At 43.4% G+C, this 21,389-nt stretch carries 19 protein-coding genes; 4 read left to right on the forward strand and 15 right to left on the reverse strand.

Annotated elements, in window-relative coordinates; genetic code table 11:
- Positions 1–84: 84 nt before the first annotated feature.
- From I4V44_RS04775 to I4V44_RS04815, 9 genes are all read right to left on the reverse strand, one after another.
- The gene (locus tag I4V44_RS04775) at positions 85–1,128 is read right to left on the reverse strand and encodes a pyridoxal phosphate-dependent aminotransferase (RefSeq protein ID WP_196002417.1); all 1,044 of its coding nucleotides are present in this window, start codon (positions 1,126–1,128) and stop codon (positions 85–87) included.
- Between the two features lie 128 nt (positions 1,129–1,256).
- Complete coding sequence (gene cbiB / locus I4V44_RS04780; RefSeq protein ID WP_196002418.1) at positions 1,257–2,234, reverse strand: adenosylcobinamide-phosphate synthase CbiB; 978 nt, start codon at positions 2,232–2,234, stop codon at positions 1,257–1,259.
- Positions 2,235–2,238: 4 nt separating this feature from the next.
- Positions 2,239–3,633 (reverse strand): cobyrinate a,c-diamide synthase, encoded by a 1,395-nt coding sequence (locus I4V44_RS04785; RefSeq protein ID WP_196002419.1) that lies wholly within the window; start codon positions 3,631–3,633, stop codon positions 2,239–2,241.
- Positions 3,634–3,755: 122 nt separating this feature from the next.
- Positions 3,756–5,807: a precorrin-6A reductase gene (gene cobK / locus I4V44_RS04790; RefSeq protein WP_196002420.1), complete on the reverse strand. Its 2,052-nt coding sequence runs from the start codon at positions 5,805–5,807 to the stop codon at positions 3,756–3,758.
- On the reverse strand, positions 5,800–6,531 hold the full coding sequence (gene cobJ, locus I4V44_RS04795; protein WP_022381463.1) for a precorrin-3B C(17)-methyltransferase: 732 nt from the start codon (positions 6,529–6,531) through the stop codon (positions 5,800–5,802). Before cobJ ends, cobK begins: the two co-directional genes overlap by 8 nt.
- Positions 6,524–7,645 (reverse strand): cobalt-precorrin 5A hydrolase, encoded by a 1,122-nt coding sequence (locus I4V44_RS04800; RefSeq protein WP_196002421.1) that lies wholly within the window; start codon positions 7,643–7,645, stop codon positions 6,524–6,526. The genes cobJ and I4V44_RS04800 overlap by 8 nt, the downstream gene beginning before the upstream one ends.
- A 73-nt stretch (positions 7,646–7,718) precedes the next feature.
- Positions 7,719–8,495 (reverse strand): precorrin-4 C(11)-methyltransferase, encoded by a 777-nt coding sequence (gene cobM / locus I4V44_RS04805; protein ID WP_022381461.1) that lies wholly within the window; start codon positions 8,493–8,495, stop codon positions 7,719–7,721.
- 255 nt (positions 8,496–8,750) lie between these two features.
- Positions 8,751–9,911, reverse strand: coding sequence for a cobalt-precorrin-5B (C(1))-methyltransferase CbiD (gene cbiD, locus I4V44_RS04810; RefSeq protein WP_055053400.1), 1,161 nt, complete (start codon positions 9,909–9,911; stop codon positions 8,751–8,753).
- Between the two features lie 313 nt (positions 9,912–10,224).
- A complete protein-coding gene (locus I4V44_RS04815) occupies positions 10,225–11,568 on the reverse strand; it encodes an MATE family efflux transporter (protein WP_118613203.1) in 1,344 nt (447 codons plus the stop codon).
- Positions 11,569–11,785: 217 nt separating this feature from the next.
- Between I4V44_RS04815 and I4V44_RS04820 the strand changes: the two genes are divergently transcribed.
- Entirely contained in the window at positions 11,786–12,685 is a 900-nt protein-coding gene (locus tag I4V44_RS04820) for an RluA family pseudouridine synthase (protein ID WP_196002422.1), read from the forward strand.
- Between the two features lie 92 nt (positions 12,686–12,777).
- Here I4V44_RS04820 and I4V44_RS04825 read toward each other — a convergent pair whose 3' ends face one another.
- A complete protein-coding gene (locus tag I4V44_RS04825; protein ID WP_118521638.1) occupies positions 12,778–13,542 on the reverse strand; it encodes a type III pantothenate kinase in 765 nt (254 codons plus the stop codon).
- Between the two features lie 37 nt (positions 13,543–13,579).
- Positions 13,580–14,788 carry a bifunctional phosphopantothenoylcysteine decarboxylase/phosphopantothenate--cysteine ligase CoaBC gene (coaBC, locus tag I4V44_RS04830; RefSeq protein ID WP_196002423.1) on the reverse strand — a complete coding sequence of 403 codons (1,209 nt, stop codon included), beginning with the start codon at positions 14,786–14,788 and terminating at the stop codon, positions 13,580–13,582.
- Positions 14,789–15,267: 479 nt separating this feature from the next.
- On the opposite strand from coaBC, the gene I4V44_RS04835 reads away from it, so the two are divergent.
- A complete protein-coding gene (locus I4V44_RS04835; protein WP_008704818.1) occupies positions 15,268–15,831 on the forward strand; it encodes a class I SAM-dependent methyltransferase in 564 nt (187 codons plus the stop codon).
- 121 nt (positions 15,832–15,952) lie between these two features.
- Here the strand turns inward: I4V44_RS04835 and I4V44_RS04840 are convergent, their stop codons facing one another.
- A complete protein-coding gene (locus tag I4V44_RS04840; protein WP_020993724.1) occupies positions 15,953–16,771 on the reverse strand; it encodes a peptidylprolyl isomerase in 819 nt (272 codons plus the stop codon).
- A 237-nt stretch (positions 16,772–17,008) separates the two neighbouring features.
- On the opposite strand from I4V44_RS04840, the gene I4V44_RS04845 reads away from it, so the two are divergent.
- Complete coding sequence (locus I4V44_RS04845; RefSeq protein ID WP_055152940.1) at positions 17,009–17,488, forward strand: S-ribosylhomocysteine lyase; 480 nt, start codon at positions 17,009–17,011, stop codon at positions 17,486–17,488.
- A gap of 218 nt (positions 17,489–17,706) precedes the next feature.
- On the opposite strand, the gene I4V44_RS04850 is transcribed toward I4V44_RS04845, so the two are convergent.
- Both I4V44_RS04850 and I4V44_RS04855 read right to left on the reverse strand, forming a co-directional pair.
- The gene (locus tag I4V44_RS04850; RefSeq protein WP_118633465.1) at positions 17,707–18,201 is read right to left on the reverse strand and encodes an SH3 domain-containing protein; all 495 of its coding nucleotides are present in this window, start codon (positions 18,199–18,201) and stop codon (positions 17,707–17,709) included.
- Positions 18,202–18,400: 199 nt separating this feature from the next.
- The gene (locus I4V44_RS04855) at positions 18,401–19,396 is read right to left on the reverse strand and encodes an XdhC family protein (RefSeq protein WP_055152936.1); all 996 of its coding nucleotides are present in this window, start codon (positions 19,394–19,396) and stop codon (positions 18,401–18,403) included.
- Between the two features lie 82 nt (positions 19,397–19,478).
- Between I4V44_RS04855 and I4V44_RS04860 the strand changes: the two genes are divergently transcribed.
- Positions 19,479–20,690: a dicarboxylate/amino acid:cation symporter gene (locus I4V44_RS04860; RefSeq protein ID WP_022381450.1), complete on the forward strand. Its 1,212-nt coding sequence runs from the start codon at positions 19,479–19,481 to the stop codon at positions 20,688–20,690.
- Between the two features lie 57 nt (positions 20,691–20,747).
- Here the strand turns inward: I4V44_RS04860 and yedF are convergent, their stop codons facing one another.
- Positions 20,748–21,362 carry a sulfurtransferase-like selenium metabolism protein YedF gene (yedF, locus tag I4V44_RS04865; protein WP_022381449.1) on the reverse strand — a complete coding sequence of 205 codons (615 nt, stop codon included), beginning with the start codon at positions 21,360–21,362 and terminating at the stop codon, positions 20,748–20,750.
- Positions 21,363–21,389 lie beyond the last annotated feature (27 nt).

Here is a 21,389-nt window from a genome sequence, read left to right on the forward strand (position 1 = left end):
TCCTCCTGATACAAGCAAGTCCCCACCCACTGCTTATTGCTTTTCGCAATTGAAGCAGGGGACTTACTTGATTCGGTTAAATACTTATAAAAGCACTTCTTCCAGTACCTCTATCAGCTTTTTATTCTGTTCATGCAGCTTCACTGCCACACGGTAATATCCTTTTTTAAGCCCCGGATAGTTACTGCAGTCCCGGATCAGGATCCTCTTTGCAACACATCTTTCAAAGAGACCCTCAGGTCCGTAAAAGAATATATAATTTGCTTCAGAAGGATATACCGTCAGCCCAACCTGTCTCATCTTTTCCTTCATCCATGCAGATTCCCTGAAAATGATCTGCCGTCCTGCTTCCACATATTCTGATTCCTTCAGTGCTGCCATTCCTGCCTGCTGTGCCATGGTAGACACATTCCAGGGCTGGGTGACTGCCTCCATCCGGTCAAGTACTTCCCTGTCCGAACAGAATCCATAGCCCAGACGCACACCGGGGATCGCATATCTTTTGGTAAATGCCTTAATAATAAAAAGTCCCGGATATTTTGCCAGTTTTTCCTTCAGCGTATGTTTCTCCGGATCTTTTACAAAATCCAGGAAGCACTCATCTACTACCATAAATATTCCCTGCATGGCACAGGTTTCCAGAATTTCTTCCAGAAGGTCCTGAGGTATGGTGATCCCTGTAGGATTATTGGGATTACACAGGAAAATAATATCCGGCTTTTCTCTTTTCAGAACATCCGGATAATCTTTCTGTATACAGAAATTATTTTCCTCTTTCAGATAATATCTGCTGATCTCACAGCCAACACTGACCAGTGCCTGTTCATACTCCGCAAAGGTAGGAGCAGGAAGAAGGGCCTTCTTTGGATTCAATGCCCTGCTGAGGGAAAAAATAAGGTCTGCGGCTCCATTCCCGCAGATCAGATATTCTTTTTTTGTATGTTCATAATCTGCGATTGCCTCTTTCAGAGGTCCGCATCCTACACGGGGATAATCACTCAGGTCCTCTACACTGTCTATGATCGCCTGCTTTACACTCTTCGGTGTTCCCAGCGGATTACAGTTTGCAGAGAAATCCAGACAGTGATCATATTTATAAACATCACCGCCATGTATATGTTTTGTCATCAGTTGTCTCCTGTCTTACTATACATGTTTTATATTAATTACTATTCGGCAATCCATTATTGAACCAACAAGCTGTTATCCTGCAAGATTATTATAAAAATCAACTTATCAGCACACTGTTACCGGAATTATAAAAAGAAACAGATGCGCACTGCGCTTCCGATCAGAAGGAAGATCACAGCCCCCAGGATTGCTGTTGCATAAAGCAGACGGTTGGATCGTCTGATATCCTCCACCTCCACAGGGCGGATTCCATCTCCGATGGTTGGTTTCTCATAAAGCTTTCCGAAATAGTAAGCATTGCCTGCAAGCTGTACGTCCAGTGCACCTGCCATTGCTGCCTCTGTCTGTGCAGAGTTGGGGCTGGCATGATTTCTTCTGTCTCTGCGGTAAATCTTTGCTGCATTTTTCACATCCATTTTTACAAATGCAGAGGCTGCCACCATCAGCCAACCTGAAAGTCTAGCTGGAATATAATTGGCCACATCATCCAGCTTTGCAGCGCAGCGACCAAAATACAGATATTTATCATTCTTATATCCCAGCATGGAATCCATGGTATTGATTCCTTTGTAAAGAAACATCAGCCACACTCCGCCGATTGCCATATAAAGCATCGGTGCTATAACACCGTCTGAAGCATTCTCTGCCACAGTCTCTACTGCCGCCTTTGTAACACCCTCCTCTGTCAATGACTGGGTATCACGGCCTACGATCATAGATACTGCATAACGGGCCTCATCCAAAGTTCCGTTTTTCAGTCTGTCATAGACTTTCATGCTCTCTGTTTTCAGAGATTTCGTTGCCAGAAGCTGATAACACCAGAAGGTTTCCAGTGCAAATCCCACCCATACTGAGATTCCATAGAGAATGTGCAGGATCAGAAATGGGATTCCACCGCTTAACAAACAGACAAGGATCACTTCCACTGTACCTGCAGCCAGTTCGCCCTTATCTGTTTTCGGAAAAATCTTTCGGAGTATTTTTTCCAGAAATGCGATCAGATTTCCGATCAGACATACCGGATGATACAGCCATCTGGGATCTCCTATCATAAGATCAAGTATGAAGCCTGCTGCAAGGGCAGGCATACTGTAATATAACATATTTTTAAAACTCCTTGTTATGATATTCCAGACATTTCATGAGAAAAGCCCTGGGAATCTGGGGATTTCCATAATAATAGATATGAGGATATCCTGCCAGCAGATTACTGCTGCTGTGTATACAGTCCCAGCCTCTTTTACTTAAAGGCTTCGCCGCATGGAAATCACTTCCACAGTTCTCTGAATCAAAATAGTGGAATTCATGAGCCGGAATCTCACCGATCTCCTCTGCACTTCTGCCGAAAACAGGCTTCCTGGCGGTTAATGTGATATATCCAAATCTGGTCAGTCTGGGAGTGCGGAAACATTTTCCGGGAATCACTCCGCAGGTTTTCCGGAACACTCCGCCCATATCCTCCATCTGCTCATGAAGATACATAAAGCCTCCGCATTCTGCCATACATGGCATGCCCTGTTTAACTGCCTGTGCAATCTCTTCTTTCATGGATGCATTGCGTTCCAGTGCCTCTCCATTTAATTCCGGATAACCGCCATAAAGAAGAATCCCATCCAGATCTGCAGGAAGATGTTCATCATGAACTGGCGAGAAATCAACCAGCTCTGCCCCCATTTCCTGAAGGAGACGAAAATTATCTTCATAAAAGAAACAAAAGGCTTCATCCTTTGCCACTCCGATACGCAGCTTCTGTGGCAGACAATATCCATATGTCCTGTCTTTCTGTATCAGAGATTCCGGCACTTGCAGATCCTCTGCATTTTTGGCAAATGCAAGGATCCTGTCGATTTCCAGTGTGTCTTCCAATATTCCGGCAAGCTTCTGCAGGCGTTCCTTCAGATCAGAAATCTCCTCAGGAAGCACAAGACCCAGATGACGGCTCTCGATCACACAGTCCTCCACCTTTGGCACATATCCAAGAACCTCCACCTCAAGCTGTTCTTCCACCAGCTTCTTCATTCTGGGATAAAGCATGGGCGACATCTGGTTAAAGATCACGCCTTTGATATGGCTGTTCTCTTTATACTCCATAAAACCTTTGATATAAGCTGCCAGGGAAATACTCATCCCTCTGCTGTTTACCACAAGGATGACCGGAGTATCTGTGGTATCTGCCAGGTCATAGGCGCTTGCTTTCGTGGATATTCCACCCACGCCGTCATAATAGCCCATAACACCTTCCATCACTGCAATATCGCAGTCTGCTGCATTTTTCCCAAGCAGGTATCGGGTTGTCTGGGCATCTGTAAAAAAGGTGTCCAGATTACGGGATTTCGTCCCGATGACTCTGGAATGAAACATGGGATCTATATAATCCGGTCCGCATTTAAAAGATGCCACTTTCATTTTTCGATTGACCAGTGCCTGCAGAAGTCCGCAGGTGATCAGTGTTTTGCCACTGCCGCTGGCTCCTGCTGCAAGAAGTATTCTTGGAATATCCATCCCTGTTCTCCTCTGTTTCTGTCCTATATTTTTTCAACAATTTCAGGGCATTCCAATCTATTAACTGTTAATCTGTATTTCCTTAACTGTTAATTTGTAATCCCTGATATCTGCATCATTTGTTATTTCCCGGGATTCTGAAGTGTAATAATATAAATGGGATTCTCGCCCATCATCATATGATAACGTCCGATTGCCTTTGAACGTGCCGCACTTAACTGCACGATTTCATTTTCTTCAAATCCAAACTCTTTCGCTGTTTCCAATGCTTCAGACACAGTTTCAAGAGTGATACAGTTGATCACGATCCGGACCTGAGGGTTCTTTTCAACCAGCAGCTTCACGATCTCTTTCAGATTTCCTGACGAGCCTCCGATAAAAGCATGGGTCGGTGTCGGAAGATCTTTCAGAGCCTCCGGTGCAAGTCCTTCCACAATCTCCAGATTATCCGCTGCAAATTTCACCTTATTCCGGTGGATCAGTTCAACTGCGTCTTCCTTTTTCTCAATTGCCCAGACCTGTCCCTGATGAGCACGAAGTGCCATCTCTATTGACAGTGAGCCTGTTCCTGCACCCACATCATAGCAGACGGAATCAGCGGTCAGACGCAGTTTGGAAAGGGATACCGTACGCACCTCTTCCTTTGTCATGGGCGCTTTGCCTCTGATAAATTCCTCATCTCTGATTCCATGTGTTTCTAGCCGTGTTCCTGCATTTTCATTTACTGCACAGATGACAGATAAGGGGTCTCCCCTATATTCTGTCAGTTCACTGGCTGATTTTACAAAAATCTTCTCATTTTCATAGGACAGATTCTCTCCCACATAAAGGAGCACATCACCCATCCCGTATTTTACCAGTTTCTCTGCCAGAACTGCTACACCGTCTGAGGTTCCAAGTATGGAAAATACTTTCTCCGCATAACAGATATGTGAGATAAGATTACATCCTCTTCCATGTGCACTGACGATTTTGGCATCATCCCAGGACAATCCTATTTGGGACATAAAATATACAACTGAGGAAATCCCGCACTGAATCTCTATCTCTGTATTATTTTGTGCTGAACTATCCCGTTCTTCCTCACTCTTCTCTGATCCGTTCTTTCTCTGTACTCTCAGATCCGCACTGTCCTGACACAGTACTTCCAGAAGTTTTCTGGCCCCGCTGTAGAATCCCACATCTCCGGAAAGGACAATCACAATATTGTCATACTCCGGGTGTGCATCAATATAATCCCTGATCTCCTGGCTTCTGTATTCCACAAACACATCCTGTCCCGGACGTTTCACAGAATCCACCATCCTCCTGGCACCGATCAGAAGATCCGCCTGATCCAGGCTGTTCTTACCCTGGACAGTGAGAAGTTTTTGACTTCCCATTCCAATTCCCAGCAATGTAATATGCGGTCTGTGGGCTAAACCGAAATGCTCTGTAAGAAATCTCTTACATTCTCTCACAGACATGCCTTCCTCCTTCAGAGGACGCCCGATGATCACAGGAACTGCATCACATTCCAGGGCAGCATCGATCTTATCCTGAAATCCCCCTGCTTTTCCTGTATCCTTTGTGACCAGATATCTGCAGTCATACTGTCGGAGCATTGCAGCATTCAGCTCTCTGGAAAAAGGACCCTGCATTCCTATCAGATGTTTTCCCTCAAATCCCAGCTCTGCACAGGCTTTCATCACATTGGGCAGAGAAAGGACTCTTGCATAAAGACGGTTCTGATAATCCTTCATGCCTGTAAAGCCGACCAGCTCCTTGCTTCCTGTTGTCAGCAGTACATTTCCCTGGGTCTGATCCAGATAATCTGCAGCAGCCTGAACACTGTCCACATATACTGCTCTGTCCTCATGTTCCCCTGCTTCTCTCAGCACCCTGTAATATGCTGTCTGCGTATTCTCACAGGCTGTCCTGATATTTACAGTCACCTCAGCAGCATAAGGATGAGTGGCATCCAGCACCATTTCCGGTTTCTCCTGTAAAAAGGTCTCCTCCATGGCTGCAGCATCCAGTCTTCCGGTCTGAACAGTGAGAAATTCATTTTCTGTAAGAGATTTGCTGCCATATTCTGTGGCAACAAATCCCTTTGTCTCTATCTTATGATCTGCCAGAAACCGGCAGATTTCGTATCCTTCTGTTGTTCCCGCAAAAACAAGAACTTTATACATTCCTATATCCCCTCGGTGTTACCATCTTATTGTTGATTTCCTTTGTCTGAGAATTACCGATAAATACTGTGGTAAACATATCCACCTGTGTATCTCTCAGTTCCTTTAATGTCATTACATGAGCTTCCTCGCCATCTCTTGCGATATTGGAAACTGTTCCGCAGATGGTATCCGGTGATTTGTATTTCATCATCAGATCACAGGCTTTCTGCAGGTAATCATGACGTTTTTTACTTGACGGATTGTAAAGGCATACAACAAAATCTGCCTGAGCTGCTGCCAGAAGTCTTGCCTCTATCTTTTCCCATGGTGTGAGAAGGTCACTTAAGCTGATCAGACAGAAGTCATGGATCAGAGGTGCACCCAGAACAGCAGCTCCGCCTGTTGCAGCTGTCACACCCGGAATGATCTCCAGTTCTGTTTCCGGATAATTGACACCAACCTCATACATCAGACCTGCCATACCGTAAACCCCGGCATCACCGCTGCAGATCATGGAAACAGTCTTACCTTTCTTTGCCTCTTCAAAAGCAAGGACACAGCGGTCCACTTCCTTTTTCATAGGTGTAGTCATAAACTCTTTTCCCGGAAAATATTCCTTCACCAGGTCTACATATACGGTATATCCGATGATCGCATCACTTTCATTCATGGCGCGGATCGCTTTTCCTGTCATCTGGTCATAAGCTCCCGGTCCGATTCCGATTACATATATTTTACTCAAAATGTATCCTCCATTCCCTGGCAGCCACTGCTGTGGTCACACCATTTTCTCCTGTTTTTCTCTGCAGCAGTCTGCCATTTTCACTGGCAAGGACTGCACTTCTCTCACAGACATTGTCCACACCTGTGATCTTTTTTACAAAAGGTGAGGGAGTAAATTCTCCAGGCACCTGTTTTAATTCTTCTTCTGTATAAGTCACAAAAGGAATCTGCCAGTCCTGTGACAATGACAGGATTCCCTTTTCTTCTTTCTTCAGATCAATGCTTGCGATCTGCTCAAATGCTTCTTTATGAAATCCGGATCTGTCCAGCACCTTCTGCGCTGCCTCTGCGATTCCACGGGCATCCTTGTCTTTCCTGCAGCCCATACCCAGAGTCAGACATTTCGGAACTACCTGTGTGGTAGAAATAAAAGGATTACAGGAAGTATGTACAGTAACTGCAACTCCGCAGTCTATATTCGTACAGTCTGTCCCTGTTCCATTAAAATCAGAGCTTTTCTGTGTTTCCTCTTCTGATCTGTCATCCGTACTGTTGACAGGATTCCCATATTCGTCACACCGGACCAGCCCCTCCGGCAGTTCGCCGTCCGTCGGAAACTCACTGTAAAATCCAACTTTCTTTCCTGCCAGAAGTGCAGCAGAGACTTCCTTTGCTGCTTTCATGTTAAAAATATTGCAATTGTTTTTCTTTGCAAAAACATCTACTGCAAAACGGTGATGCAGGTCTGTGGCTGTTGTGACCACTGGTATTGCTTCCAGAATTTCTGCTGTTTTCAGCGCCAGTTCATTGGCACCGCCCAGATGTCCGGACAGAAGGGAAATGACAAACTTTCCACATTCATCTACAACCAGCACCGCAGGGTCTGACTTCTTTGACGCTACATAAGGCGCAATGCTGCGGACGGCAATTCCGGTGGCACCGATAAAGATCAGTGCATCTGAATCAGAAAATTTCTCTCCTGCCCATGCAGAGGTACTGATCTGAATAGAATCCAGAAGATATTTACTTTTTTTATCCAGTTCTGCTGTCATACCGGCAGCTTCCAGCCCCCGGCATAATCTCTCCCCGGTCTGCTGACCGGTAAGGCTGAAGCATATAAGTGCAACCTTCACTGTTATATTCCTTCTCTTTCTCCTGTTTACAGTAATCTCATAAACGATAGCAATTCCTTAAGGTTACCAGATTCTATGAGTGATGTGTTTTTGATTTCACAGCTTCACGAAATTCTGTGGTAAACTCCGGATCATACAGCTTGGAACGGTCATAGTGTGCTGCTGCAACTGTATCTCCGATGATCATCAGAGCTGTTTTTGTAATATTATTTTCTGCAGCCGTTTTTGCCAATGTTCCCACTGTGCAGACGAAGGTCTTCTGTTCCGGCCAGGTTGCCTTATATACAATGGCTGCTGGTGTATCTGCTGTATAACCGCCTTCAATAAGACGTCTGCTCAGCTCTTCCAGCATTCCTGTACTTAAGAATACAACCATAGTTGCCTGATGAGCTGCAAATGACTGAATGCTTTCCTTGGACGGAACCGGAGTTCTGCCTTCCATTCGTGTAATGATCACACTCTGGGAAATATCCGGCAGAGTATATTCCAGATTCAGGGCACTTGCAGCACCGCAGAATGCACTGACACCCGGACAGTAATCATAAGCAATATTTTTCTCATCCAGAATATCCATCTGCTCACGAATCGCACCGTAAATACATGGATCTCCGGTATGAAGTCGGACAGTTGTCTTTCCCTCTGCTTCTGCCTTCTCGATCACATGGATCACTTCCTCCAGTGTCATTTTTGCACTGTTGTAGATGGTGCAGATGTCCTTTGTGTATTCCAGAAGCTTTGGATTTACCAGTGATCCTGCATAGATCACCACATCAGCTTCCTCCAGATACTGTTTTCCTCTTACTGTGATAAGATCCGGTGCTCCCGGACCTGCTCCTACGAAATGTACCATAATCTATCATTCTCCTTTTTATAAATTTATTTCAACTGTTCAATACTTTCACAGTTGTGAGTCAAAATCCATTCAAGCGGATATTCGCAATCCGCTTCGCTACTTGCTCATAACCGAATAACTGCTCCGCAGTTTATCAGAAGGAGCTTGCACTCCTCCTGATACAAGCAAGTCCCCACCCACTGCTTATTGCTTTTCGCAATTGAAGCAGGGGACTTACTTGATTCGGTTAAAATCGCCTTTGCGATAGGATCTTTACTGCGCCTCATCATTCTGTGCATTAATCAGCTTTATCAGCTTCTCTGCATCTGCAGTCTGCCCCAGATACCCATAAGTATTATTAAAGATCACTGCCCCCAGAAGGATCTGCTCATAGGATCTGTGATTTAAATAAAACTGGATCCTGTCCAGGATCTCTTTCATGGTCTTCTGAAGTATCTGATATTTTTCCAGAATGTCTATTGCTTCATCTGTAGTAGATGCATTCAGGATTTCCTTTGCACACTCCAACGATGCTCCTGCCCGGATCGCATTGGATGCCAGCACTTCCATCCTGGCATCTGCACTGTGGGAATGGGTATTCATGATCCCTGCTGCAACTTTTACAAACTTTCCGATATGAGCAATGAAAAGGATTCCCTTAACTCCCATATCAATTGCCATGTCAATGGTCTCACCTACATAATTGCTGCATTTGATATTTTTTTCATAAGGGAGATCCATATGCTCCCGCAGATAATCTGCCCCGTAATTTCCCGGTGTTACCAGAAGATATTCTTCTCCCTGGGAAAAATGCTGCTTCATCTCTACATTGATACTCTGTACAAGAGCAGCTTCGCTCATAGGTTCTACAATCCCGGAAGTTCCCAGAATGGAGATTCCTCCCACAATTCCCAGACGTGGATTAAAGGTTTTCTTTGCAATTTCCACACCTTCAGGAACGGAGATGGTGATTTTCAGACCACCCTCATAATCATATTTCTCAGCAATTTCTGTGGCTTCACGCAAAATCATGGCCTTTGGCACAGGATTAATAGCTGCTTCCCCGATTTTCTGGGAAAGTCCGGCTTTTGTTACCCTTCCCACACCAACACCTCCGTCGAGGATGATTCCCGGTTCTTTTGTTTTCTGCACCGTGGCATAAACCAGTATTCCGTTTGTAGTATCCGGATCATCTCCTGCATCCTTCTGAATTGCACAGGTCACCTGATTTCCTTCAATCCGGATGTCTTTCAGTTCCAGTGTAAGCAGGATTCCCTTAGGAGTCATCAAGGTGACAGCCTTCTGCATGACACCACCCAGCAGGATCTCTGCAGCACCCTTACATGCAGCTGCTGCGCAGGAGCCTGTTGTATAGCCAAACCTCATTTTTTTATTGCCACGTATCACGTAGTAATCTTCCAGTCCGTTTTTCATGACGCCTCCTTTGCTGCATTGTTGTCACATTCTGTCTGCAGATTACTCTACAGCATTGCTATACATAAAAAGGAGGGATTTCTGTGTGCAACAAAATCCCTCCTGAAAGCTCTTTTCCCGAAATATCCTCTGGTTGCCGCAGATCATATTTCTTATATACAATGAAAAGCAGACAGTATCTGGCTGTTACAGTAACGGACTTGCGCAGGAATTTCACCTGACTTCCTGTAATGCTTTTCCAGAATTATTTCCGAGAATCATTATATAATTTTGAGCAGTAAAAGTCAACGCATTTCATGGCTATACCACCTTGTTATACTACCTTATGCTTCAGCCATTTCCTACTGTGGAAGCGAAGAGAAAATACGATTCCCCGCACTGTCCAGTCAGTAAACATTCCAATCCATACAGCCATTGGGCCGAAGCCTCTGAAACGGATCAGATATACACAAAGACAAAAACGGAATGTCCACATAGTGATACAGGATGTAAGCATTGAAAATTTTACATCTCCGGCTGCTCTGAGGCCATAAGCAGGAATAAACGCCAAGGTCCATACAATAGGTTTGACAACCGTTATCCAAGATATCATATGGAAACACATTCTTGCACTTTCCGGTTCCATACCACCCAGCTTTGTGACCGGAATGGTTAAGGCAAACACCAAAAGACAGCTTGCAACAACAATGATTTCTGCAAGAACACTTAATTTCTTAATATAGTAAACTGCCTCATCCTTTCTGCCCGCTCCCAGACACTGTCCTACTACTGTCATCAGACCGATTCCTACACCGATAGCTGCAATACCGTTAAGGTTCTCAAGAATATTTGTCATTGCCTGAGCTGCAATAGCTACCGTCCCCAGTGTAGATACGGAAGACTGTATTGCCAGCTTTCCAAGCTGAAACATGCTGTTCTCTATGCCGGACGGGATTCCCAGAGCCAGAACTCTTCTGATCATTTTTCCATCCGGACGGATCTGTCTGTAATTTCTGACTACAATAGGCTGTCTGTCCATACGAAGCTGCCAGAGTACCACTACAGCACAGAAGACTCTGGATGCAAGAGTTGCGATGGCAGCTCCTGCCACTCCCATATTGAATCCCCAGATCAGCGCCGCATTTCCGCCGATATTGATCACATTTGAAATAACCGATACTGTCATTGGCCCTCTGGTATTTCCCTGGGACCGGAATATGGATGCTCCCGCATCATAGAGTGCTATAAATGGAAAGGATAATGCCGTATAGAAGAAATACACCTGAGAGGCAGTCATAACATCTGCTTCTACTTTTCCGAATATCAGTTTTAACAGCGGCACACGAAACAGCAGGCACAGAGCAGTCACTGCTACAGATATGGCAGTAATGATAAATAATACCTGTCTTGCTGATTTATTTGCCATTTCATGATTTTTCTGACCTATGTACTGTGAACAGAGGATTGCACCGCCTGCTGCCAGCGCTGAGAACGCCTGGATCACCAATACATTGATGGAATCCACCAGAGATACTGCGGATATTGCAGCAGAGCCTACATTGCTGACCATCATGGTATCCACAGTTCCCATCAGGGAATTCAGTACCTGTTCAAAAATAACTGGTATCAACAGGGTTCGGAGCATTTTGTTTGTAAAAATATGTTGCTGTTCTTTCATCTTTTCCACCTGAATCTATTTTCTTTTTTTGATTATACGCTTAATTTTCTGTGATGCAATAGAATAAAATGTATTTTTTAAGCATTCTTATGAAATCTGATAATTGTTCTTGTTATGTTCTTCAAAATCTGATACAGTAAATCTGTTAAAAATAAGGCAGGGCATATCAGCCCGCAATTCTTAAATCTTATACAAATCAAGAAAGCAGACAGATCATATGCAAAGAATCCTTAACTATATTATCTCCGAAAATACAACTCCGGTCACGATTCTGGACTTTCTAAAAAAAGAGGGGTTTTCCCGCCACATATTAAGCTCAATGAAGAACACTCCCAACACCATCATTCTCAATAGTGAACGTGGTTTCGGACGATCAGTGCTTAAACCGCAGGATCATCTGATCGTCACTGTTCCTGAAACCGAATCAGGAGAAAACATTATCCGTACAAAGATGGATTTGAATATCATTTATGAAGATGAGGATATCCTTGTGATAAACAAGCCTGCAGATATGCCTGTGCACCCTTCTGCGGGAAATTATGAAAATACTCTGGCAAATGGAATCGCCTGGTATTTTGCAGAAAAAGGAGAGGATTTTGTTTACCGCTGTATCAACCGGCTGGACCGGGATACCACCGGTGCTCTGATCCTTGCCAAAAATCCCCTCAGCGCAGCGATTCTGTCAGTTCAGATGAAAAAACGTCAGATTCTCAGGACTTATCTCGCACTTGTAGATGGGCTTCTTCCTGACTTCGGAACGATCAACGCTCCTATCGCACGAATGGAAGGCTCCGTGATCACCAGGGAAGTAAATTTCGGAACCGGGGAGTCTGCAATAACTCATTATGAACGGCTGGCGGCAGGAAAAGAATATTCTCTGACTGAACTTCATCTGGAAACAGGGCGCACACACCAGATACGTGTGCATATGAAATATATCGGGCATCCTCTGCCCGGAGATTATTTATATAATCCTGATTACCGTCGGATAAACCGTCAGCCCCTTCATTCTTATCAGTTGGAGTTTACTCATCCTATAACCGGAAAGGTCATGCTTTTTACTGCTCCGCTTCCTATTGATTTTATTTCTGCCTTTTATAGCAATTCTCTAAAATAATGCATTTATAGCAATCCCATAAATTACTGCAAACAAAACAGTTCATCAGCTTTTGTCTGATGAACTGTTTTGATATGAATGCATATACATTCTTACTTATTTTTCTCATAAATGATCAGAAGACCTCTCAGAAGAAGTTCCTCATCCAGAATGATTTCTCTTTTACAATGGGGAACGATTTTCTTTGCCAGACCACCGGTTGCCACTACAGTTGCCTTCTCCCCCAATTCCTCTTCGATCCTGTCAATAATTCCATCCAGAGCTGCTGCATTGCTGTAAAGAACCCCACTCTTCATACATTCGATCGTGTTTTTCCCAATCACATGTCTTGGCGCATCAATACTGATTCCGCTGAGCTGGGAAGCCCTCGCAGTAAGTGCATCCAGGGAAACCCCTACACCCGGAAGAATCATTCCGCCTACATACTGCTTCTTACTGTTGACAACAGACGCTGTGGTTGCAGTTCCCATATCAATAAGGATTAACGGCACCGGATAACCGGAAATTCCTGCCACTGCATCAGCAACCTGATCTGCACCAAGCTGTCCCGGATTATCCATCATAATATTCAGTCCTGTCTTTACACCGGGTCCGAGAACAATTGCATTTTTCTTAAGAATTTTCTCTGCGGCAAGTTTCACAATATTTGTGATCTGCGGCACTACAGAAGAAATAATACAGCCCTCAATCTCTGTTTTTTTTATATGATAGATATCAAGAACATTCTTTAAATCCACCGCATATTCCAGTTCCGTCTTTGTACGGTTAGTAGAAAGGCGTTCTATAAAATATGTTTTCAGGTCATCAATACATCCAACTACAATGTTGGTGTTTCCAACGTCAATTGCTAAAATCATAATTATTTATCTCCAATTTCTTAATCGTCCTGTTCCCTTAACAGACAGAATCCTGCATCAGCGAAAGGATTTTATCCAGGATCCTAAAAGCTGCGTCTTCTTTACTCATAAGCGGAAGAGAGATTTCCTCATCCTGTGTGATCAATGTCAGTACATTGGTATCTCCCTGAAATCCGGCGCCCTCCACTTTCACATTGTTGGCAGCCACCATATCCAGATTTTTCTTTGCCAGCTTGGCTCTGGAATTGTCGATCACATTCTGTGTCTCCATGGAAAATCCGCAGAGAAACTGTCCGGCCCGTTTGTGTTCTCCCAGAAACTTCAGGATATCATCTGTTCTTTCCAGTTCTATGGACATCTGTCCGTCACTTTTCTTAACTTTTTCTTCACTGATTCTGGCAGGGCGGTAATCTGCCACAGCAGCAGCTTTAATAATGATGTCCTGTTCGTTGCTGACAGAAGTTACAGCTTCATACATGTCTCTTGCAGTCACAACAGGTATCAGATTTACAAACATGGGAGGTTCAATTGAAGTACGTCCGCTGACCAGCGTGACATCTGCACCTCGGAGCATGGCAGCTTTCGCAATAGCATAGCCCATTTTTCCTGAAGAATGATTGGTAAGATAACGAACAGGATCAACAGATTCCTGTGTAGGACCTGCAGTTACAAGGATTTTCTTTCCTTTCAGATCTTTCTCACAGGCAGCTTCGCGCTCAATATAGGCAAGTAATGTCTCAGGTTCCGGCATTTTTCCCGCTCCTGTGTCACCACATGCCAGATATCCGCACGCCGGAGCGATCACTTCATATCCGTAATGCTCCAGAATCTTTAAATTATCCTGTACTACAGGATTCTCAAACATATTGGTATTCATGGCCGGGGAAATGAATTTCTTACATTTGCATGCCATGATCGTGGTAGTAAGCATGTCATCTGCGATCCCATGTGCCAGTTTTCCGATCACATTAGCACTTGCCGGTGCGATCATCACTACATCTGCTTTCTTTGCAATCGATACATGCTCTACCTGAAACTGAAAATTCCGGTCAAAGGTATCCACCAGACATTTATTTCCTGTGAGAGTTTCAAAAGTGATCGGATTGATAAAATTCGTGGCATTCTCTGTCATCAGCACATGAACATCTGCATGGCGTTTCTTCAGCGCGCTTGCCAGATATGCAATCTTATACGCCGCAATGCTGCCTGTCACTCCCAGTAATACTGTTTTTCCTTCCAGTGTCATTTTCCTTTACCTCTTTCTCCGAACCATATTATTTCTGGCTGTTTCTACGTCTTTATACTTATATGTCAAAATCTATCATAATTCATCTTTGATAACAGGATTCTGACTTTTACAATTCTATTTATTATAGACTAATTATTATCAAAAATGCAATAAGTGATTTGTTTTATTTGCGAAACAATCTGGAATGAATTTTGGCTTGTATGTCTCGGGATTTTGGCATAGTCATGCCAAAACACCTCGCGGGATAGAGGTATGTGAACAGTAACAGCAGGACAATAGGATATTGCAGGTGAACCGCAACAAGATTACACTTAACCGTTGTTTATAAAGATTTCCTGCATTATAATAATAATCAGTCAGATATCCATAATTTGCACTGGACTCTACCTGACTTAACTGACAGACCGGATTACTATAACATACTGATATCAACATATAAATCCGGTGTATGACTTTGTGGAGGAATATAGGAATATATGAAGAACTATCAGATCACACAATGGTGCGCAGCTTTTATCAGACAGCAGGTACAGGAAGGAGACTTCTGTATTGATGCTACAATGGGAAACGGAAATGATACGCTTCTGCTTTCGCAGCTATGCGGAGAATCAGGAAAGGTTCTTGCCTTTGATATTCAGGAGCAGGCACTGACTGCAACCCAAAAGAGACTGAACGCCGGACATGTTCCGGAAAATTACAGACTGCTTCTGGAATCTCACGCAAATATGGCAGAATATGCCACACCAGACAGTGTAAGCTGCATTGTATTTAATTTTGGTTATCTTCCCGGTGGAGATCATTCACTTGCAACCAGAGGTAAAACCAGCATTCAGGCATTGACCCAGGCTTTAACCCTTCTGAAAAAAGGCGGAATGATTTCTCTTTGCATCTACAGTGGCGGCGATTCCGGATTTGAAGAGCGGGATCAGATCCTTGACTGGCTGAAAAACCTTGATCCCCATCAATATCTGGTAATCAAAAGCGAATATTATAATCGCCCCAATAACCCACCGATACCAGTGCTGATAATTAAAAATTAACTGTATCTGTTCCAAAAAGCAGCAGAAAAGATTTTTCATATCTCTCCTGCTGCTTCTTGTTATGCCTTTTCTTCAATTTTTGTTTGTTCTCCGGGCACTTATACTTCGATTTCTGTTTTACTTAATCTGTAATGGTAATCTTCTCAATAACCGGCTGCTGATCTGACGGGATTGTTCCATTGTCGTCTGTCGGTTTTGCATCCTCGCAGATCTTATCAACAATATCCATGCCTTCTGTCACATGGCCAAATCCTGCATAATCTCCGTCCAGAAATGTACTGTCTGCCTGAACAATAAAGAACTGCGAGCTTGCGCTGTCCGGATCACTGGCTCTTGCCATGGAAATAGTCCCTCTTGTGTGGGAAATATCATTGTCTACTCCATTGTTGCTGAACTCACCCTTAATATTCTCTTCAGATCCACCTGTTCCGTCTCCGTTGGGATCACCACCCTGGATCATGAATCCATCCATGATACGGTGGAATGTCAGTCCGTCATAAAAACCTTCCTGTGCAAGTTTCACGAAATTTGTCACTGTGATCGGTGCTGTATCTGCATCCAGTTCCACATCAATCGTACCGTAATCCTTTACTTCAATCTCTGCGTGATGAATTCCTGTCAGTTCTTTGGAAGTATCCAAAAGCACACTGGTTGTACTGCTGTCTGAAGAATCTTTATTTTCAGAATCTGTATCAGCAGAATCACTCTTTTCATCAGAACCATCAGAAAATCCGGCTTTTTCTGCCTCTTCTTCACTTGCTACATTATCACTGTCAGAAGAAGCAGCTTTTGTCTCCGTCTCTTCCTGAGAAGAAGTCTCCTCTTTCGCTGTTTCCTCTGTTTTTGTACTCTCTTCTGTTTTATCACTGCTGCCACATCCTGCCAGTAAACCTGCTGACATAGCTGTAACACAAAGTGCTGCCAGTAATTTTCTTTTCATTTTCCTTTACCTCCGAAATCATTTACAACAATCTGATTATAACCTATCTCAGAAAAAAAACAACTCTTTTCACAAAATGTTCAGATTGTGAATGTTTCCTGTGTTTACTTCTTTCTGATTGCCTGTTAAAATGTATATGGCTGTTCAGTTCTGTACCTTCCCTTTTTGCAGTGAAACCGGAACAACAGACTGATGAACAGTCAGAATATATCTGCAAAAGAAAGCGAGGAATCCAAAATGGAAAAAATAACAAGTTTTACCATTGACCATATCAAATTACAGCCTGGAATTTATGTTTCACGTAAGGATCCGGTTGGCGGCAGTATTATCACTACCTTCGATATCCGTATGACTTCTCCTAACGAAGAACCTGTGATGAATACCGCTGAGCTTCACACGATCGAGCATCTGGCAGCAACATTCCTGAGAAATCATAAAGAGTTCGGCTCTAAAATGATCTACTGGGGACCGATGGGATGCCGTACAGGCAATTATCTTCTTTTAAATGGAGATTATGAGTCCAAGGATATCGTTCCGCTTATGATCGAGACTTTTGAATTTATACGTGATTTTGAAGGTGAAGTTCCGGGAGCATCTGCAAAAGACTGCGGAAATTATCTGGATATGAATCTGCCTATGGCAAAATATCTGGCAGGAAAATTTCTGGATGAAGTTCTTTATGATATCAAGCCGGACAGACTTATTTATCCACAGTAACATTCTACAGTATTATAGCAATCCTCATAAACAACACACCGAAAAAGATTTCTATCGTATTTTTCAGACAAAAAAAGCAGAAGCTGACAGGTCATTATCCCCTGCAGCTTCTGCTTTTACTTATACATTTCTGTCAACATTTTTCCAAAAAAGCCTTTATTGTACCTCTCATAGAAATATATTCAAAGAGGACTGATACAAATTTTTATATCATCAGATTATTCTGCACTTTCATCATAAGACGTATCTGCTGATGTATCTGCTGATGTATCTGCTGCAGTCTCACCTGCGTCTGCTGCCGGAGCTGTTGTTGTCACAAAATCTCCGCTTGCATAACAGGTCTGTCCATTATAATCCACACGAATCCATCCATTCTCGCATACACCTGTACTGTTCAGCTGAGTTCCGGCTGCCACACTTGAAATCAGATCTGCATCTGCACTTGCATCAGAACGAAGATTTAATTCTGATGACGCATAATAGGTATCGGATTTCACTTCTACTTTTACACCACTGGCTGTCTGCTCTGCTGCCGGCGTTGGTGTTGCTTCCGGTGTTGGTGTTGCCTCTGAAGCCTCAGGAGTAGGTGTGACTTCCGGTGTTGGTGTTACTTTAACGATCATAACGCTGGAATCAATAGTAGGATCAAATCCGCATCCCTGAGCAGCAAATGCAAGTCCCAGTACAAGAACCAGCCAAAGTGATTTCTTCATAAGTAGTTTCCTCCTTTATCAAACACGCTCTGTCCCCTCGTGTTTTCTGTGTTCGCTTTATGTATTAATATACACGATTCTTACAGATAATTCAAGTATGCGTTTTGTCCTGCTTTGTCTGCTTTCTTCCATTTGCGCGGAATTGCTGCAGGGTTACTGTTCACTCCGTTCTCAGTAACGCTGTAGGTTCTGTGTTTATCTACAACAATTCATAAAGGACTTCCACTTCGCCGCCACAGATCATTCCCAGATTCGCACCACCCTGATTAGACAGATTATATTTTCTGATTTCTCCATGCTGCGCTTCTGGTGCATATTTCAAAGCCTGAAATTCTACATTTCCGCCTCCGATGCTTCCATATGAATTCCCGTCTTTATCAATAAACATTTTACTTCCTGTCCCTCTTGGAGAAGAACCACTCTTGGATATGATCGTGATCATAATTCCATTTTCTTTTTTCCTGACAGCATCCTCCACAGCTCCATCAATATAAGAAACATCATACCTGTTCTTTTCCTGAACGATCTCCGCAGCAATACTTACAGCAATCTCTGCCGGCATATGTCCTCCGATCGGCAATCCAATCGGTGCATGGATACTGTTGAGCTGTTCTTCGCTGAAACCTTCTTCGAGTAATTTTTGTCTGGTCAGTTTTACCTTATTTTTACTGCCGATCATTCCCAGATAAGTATAAGGGCGTCTCAGGATCTGTCTGGCACAGGCACTGTCTCCGAGATGACCTCTTGTCACGATCACATAATAAGCATTTTCATAGGCCGGTATTTTGTCTGAAAGCTCATCATAGCTGCCTTTGATCAGCCGATCGGCATCCGGAAATCTCTCTGAAGTCACAAAATCTTCTCTGTCATCCATAACAGTCACATGAAATCCCAACATTTTTCCGATTTTTGCAACAGGCTGCGAAACATGTCCGCCTCCAAAAATGATAAGCTGCGGATTTTTCACATAAATTTCCACAAAGAAATCTACATCTCCCATATGAACAACTTTTGTCTCCTGGCACTCCGCCAGATCAGCTTCATATTTTTTCCAGAAATCTGCTGTATTTTCATCGGATGATAAACAATGGTTTTCTTTTATCAGACATTTTTCGCCCTTATGATTCCCGTTTAAAACCATTGCTGTTTTTACTTTTCCTGTTTCTTCCAAAATTTGATAAATTTTTCTGTACATAACTCTCTCCTGTTTCGATATAAAATACCTTTTGACCATGACATCATTATATATTATAATTGACAGAAAAAGGGGGATTATTATGAAAAAAAACTTTTTTCTACACAGTCTGCCCTTCAGACTGCTTGTCGGCGTGGCTTTTGGAATCTGTATCGGACTTCTTCTTAATATAATAGATGAATCTGCCATTACGACTGCAGTACTGAATGTGGTTGTAACATCGAAGTATATTCTTGGTCAGCTGATCAGCTTTTCTGTTCCGCTGATCATCATTGGATTTATCGCACCATCTATTACCAGACTCGGAAACAATGCTTCCAGAATGTTAGGTGTTGCAGTCAGTATTGCTTATGCTTCCTCACTGGGAGCTGCTTTATTCTCTGCATTATCCGGATACCTGCTGATTCCACATTTGTCCTTCAGCTCCACTGCCAGTCATCTCAAAGCTTTGCCGGATGTAGTTTTTGAACTTTCCATTCCACAGATAATGCCTGTCATGAGTGCACTTGTACTGGCCATTATGCTGGGACTTGCATCTGCATGGACAAAAGCCAGTCTGATTTCTTCTTTTCTTGAAGAATTTCAGAAGATCATACTGGCTATTGTATCAAGAGTCATTATTCCGATTCTCCCATACTTCATCGGACTGACTTTCTGTTCACTGGCATACGAAGGAACAATCACCAGACAGCTTCCTGTATTCCTTCAGGTAATCGTCATTGTTCTGATTGGACATTTTATCTGGATAGCTCTTCTATATATACTTGCAGGAATTTATTCCAGAGAAAATCCTCTGAAAGTTGTGAAACATTATGGTCCCGCCTACCTCACAGCCATAGGTACCATGTCATCTGCTGCCACACTGCCGGTCGCCCTCCAATGCGCACACAGGGCAAAACCTCTCCGAAAGGATCTGGTAGATTTTGGTATTCCACTGTTTGCCAATATTCATCTCTGTGGTTCTGTCCTCACAGAAGTATTCTTCTGTATGGCAATCTCCAAAATTCTTTATGGTGCAGTTCCTGCGCCGGGGGCCATGGTTCTTTTCTGTGTCCTGCTTGGAATTTTTGCCATTGGTGCTCCGGGTGTACCGGGAGGCACTGTTATGGCATCTCTCGGTATTATCACCGGTATCCTGAAATTCGGCGATTCTGCTACAGCTCTGATGCTGACTATCTTTGCCCTTCAGGACAGTTTTGGGACAGCCTGTAACGTAACAGGCGATGGTGCCCTGACTCTGATTCTTACCGGATATGCCAGATACCACAATATCAGAGAACAGAAACTGCAATAAAAGTTCAAAATACCATCATATCTGTCTTTTTTCTCAGATATGATGGCCTTCATTTTCTTACGGACGAATCACCTTATCTGCACCTGTCATACGCTCTGCAATCGTATACATATCGGTAACTTTTCCAACCATCAGTTTCTCCATCAGTCCATAATGCTTCAGGCAGGTACCGCAGGTCAGGATTTCCACGCCCTCTTCTTCCATCTTTTTCAGATCTTCCAGACTTTCAGAGTCTTCTGTTGTAAGTTTTGCACCTCCATTATAGAAAAGGATTGTATCCGGATGTGTTTCCATCTGAGAAAGGGCATAGATAAATCCTTTGATCAAAATCTTTCCCAGTTCATCATCACCATTTCCCATAACATTTGAGGAGATTACCGCTACCGTCACTTTTTTATGCGGTGCTTCGCAGACAAATTCCTCTTCTTCCAAGGTACCACCTGTCTGTTCAGTCTTTACTGCCATCTTCACCTGATACTTTTTGTCTCCCAGTTTTTCAGATACAAACGTACAGCCTGTTTTATTTGCAAGTCTGCTCAGATTATTCACTGCGGTTTCATTATCGATCAGAATTTCAATCTCATCACCGACTGCCGCATTATCAATAACCTTCTTTGTCATCACTACCGGAATCGGGCACTGTTTTCCCATTGCATTTACTTCATGTTTCATTTTCTGTCACCTCTTGTTATTCTTTAT

The sequence above is a fragment of the Blautia sp. 1001283B150304_161114_C9 genome, assembly GCF_015668165.1.
GTDB lineage: Bacteria > Bacillota > Clostridia > Lachnospirales > Lachnospiraceae > Blautia_A > Blautia_A wexlerae.

Coding starts and splice junctions, on each gene's coding strand:
- I4V44_RS04850 (WP_118633465.1), bottom strand. CDS start 18,201: ATGAAGAAATCACTTTGGCTGGTTCTTGTACTGGGACTTGCATTTGCT.
- cobM (WP_022381461.1), bottom strand. CDS start 8,495: ATGGTACATTTCGTAGGAGCAGGTCCGGGAGCACCGGATCTTATCACA.
- I4V44_RS04820 (WP_196002422.1), top strand. CDS start 11,786: ATGCAAAGAATCCTTAACTATATTATCTCCGAAAATACAACTCCGGTC.
- I4V44_RS04785 (WP_196002419.1), bottom strand. CDS start 3,633: ATGGATATTCCAAGAATACTTCTTGCAGCAGGAGCCAGCGGCAGTGGC.
- cobK (WP_196002420.1), bottom strand. CDS start 5,807: ATGTATAAAGTTCTTGTTTTTGCGGGAACAACAGAAGGATACGAAATC.
- I4V44_RS04855 (WP_055152936.1), bottom strand. CDS start 19,396: ATGTACAGAAAAATTTATCAAATTTTGGAAGAAACAGGAAAAGTAAAA.
- cbiB (WP_196002418.1), bottom strand. CDS start 2,234: ATGTTATATTACAGTATGCCTGCCCTTGCAGCAGGCTTCATACTTGAT.
- coaBC (WP_196002423.1), bottom strand. CDS start 14,788: ATGACACTGGAAGGAAAAACAGTATTACTGGGAGTGACAGGCAGCATT.
- I4V44_RS04815 (WP_118613203.1), bottom strand. CDS start 11,568: ATGAAAGAACAGCAACATATTTTTACAAACAAAATGCTCCGAACCCTG.
- yedF (WP_022381449.1), bottom strand. CDS start 21,362: ATGAAACATGAAGTAAATGCAATGGGAAAACAGTGCCCGATTCCGGTA.
- I4V44_RS04860 (WP_022381450.1), top strand. CDS start 19,479: ATGAAAAAAAACTTTTTTCTACACAGTCTGCCCTTCAGACTGCTTGTC.
- I4V44_RS04835 (WP_008704818.1), top strand. CDS start 15,268: ATGAAGAACTATCAGATCACACAATGGTGCGCAGCTTTTATCAGACAG.
- I4V44_RS04845 (WP_055152940.1), top strand. CDS start 17,009: ATGGAAAAAATAACAAGTTTTACCATTGACCATATCAAATTACAGCCT.
- cbiD (WP_055053400.1), bottom strand. CDS start 9,911: ATGAAAAACGGACTGGAAGATTACTACGTGATACGTGGCAATAAAAAA.
- I4V44_RS04775 (WP_196002417.1), bottom strand. CDS start 1,128: ATGACAAAACATATACATGGCGGTGATGTTTATAAATATGATCACTGT.
- I4V44_RS04840 (WP_020993724.1), bottom strand. CDS start 16,771: ATGAAAAGAAAATTACTGGCAGCACTTTGTGTTACAGCTATGTCAGCA.
- I4V44_RS04825 (WP_118521638.1), bottom strand. CDS start 13,542: ATGATTTTAGCAATTGACGTTGGAAACACCAACATTGTAGTTGGATGT.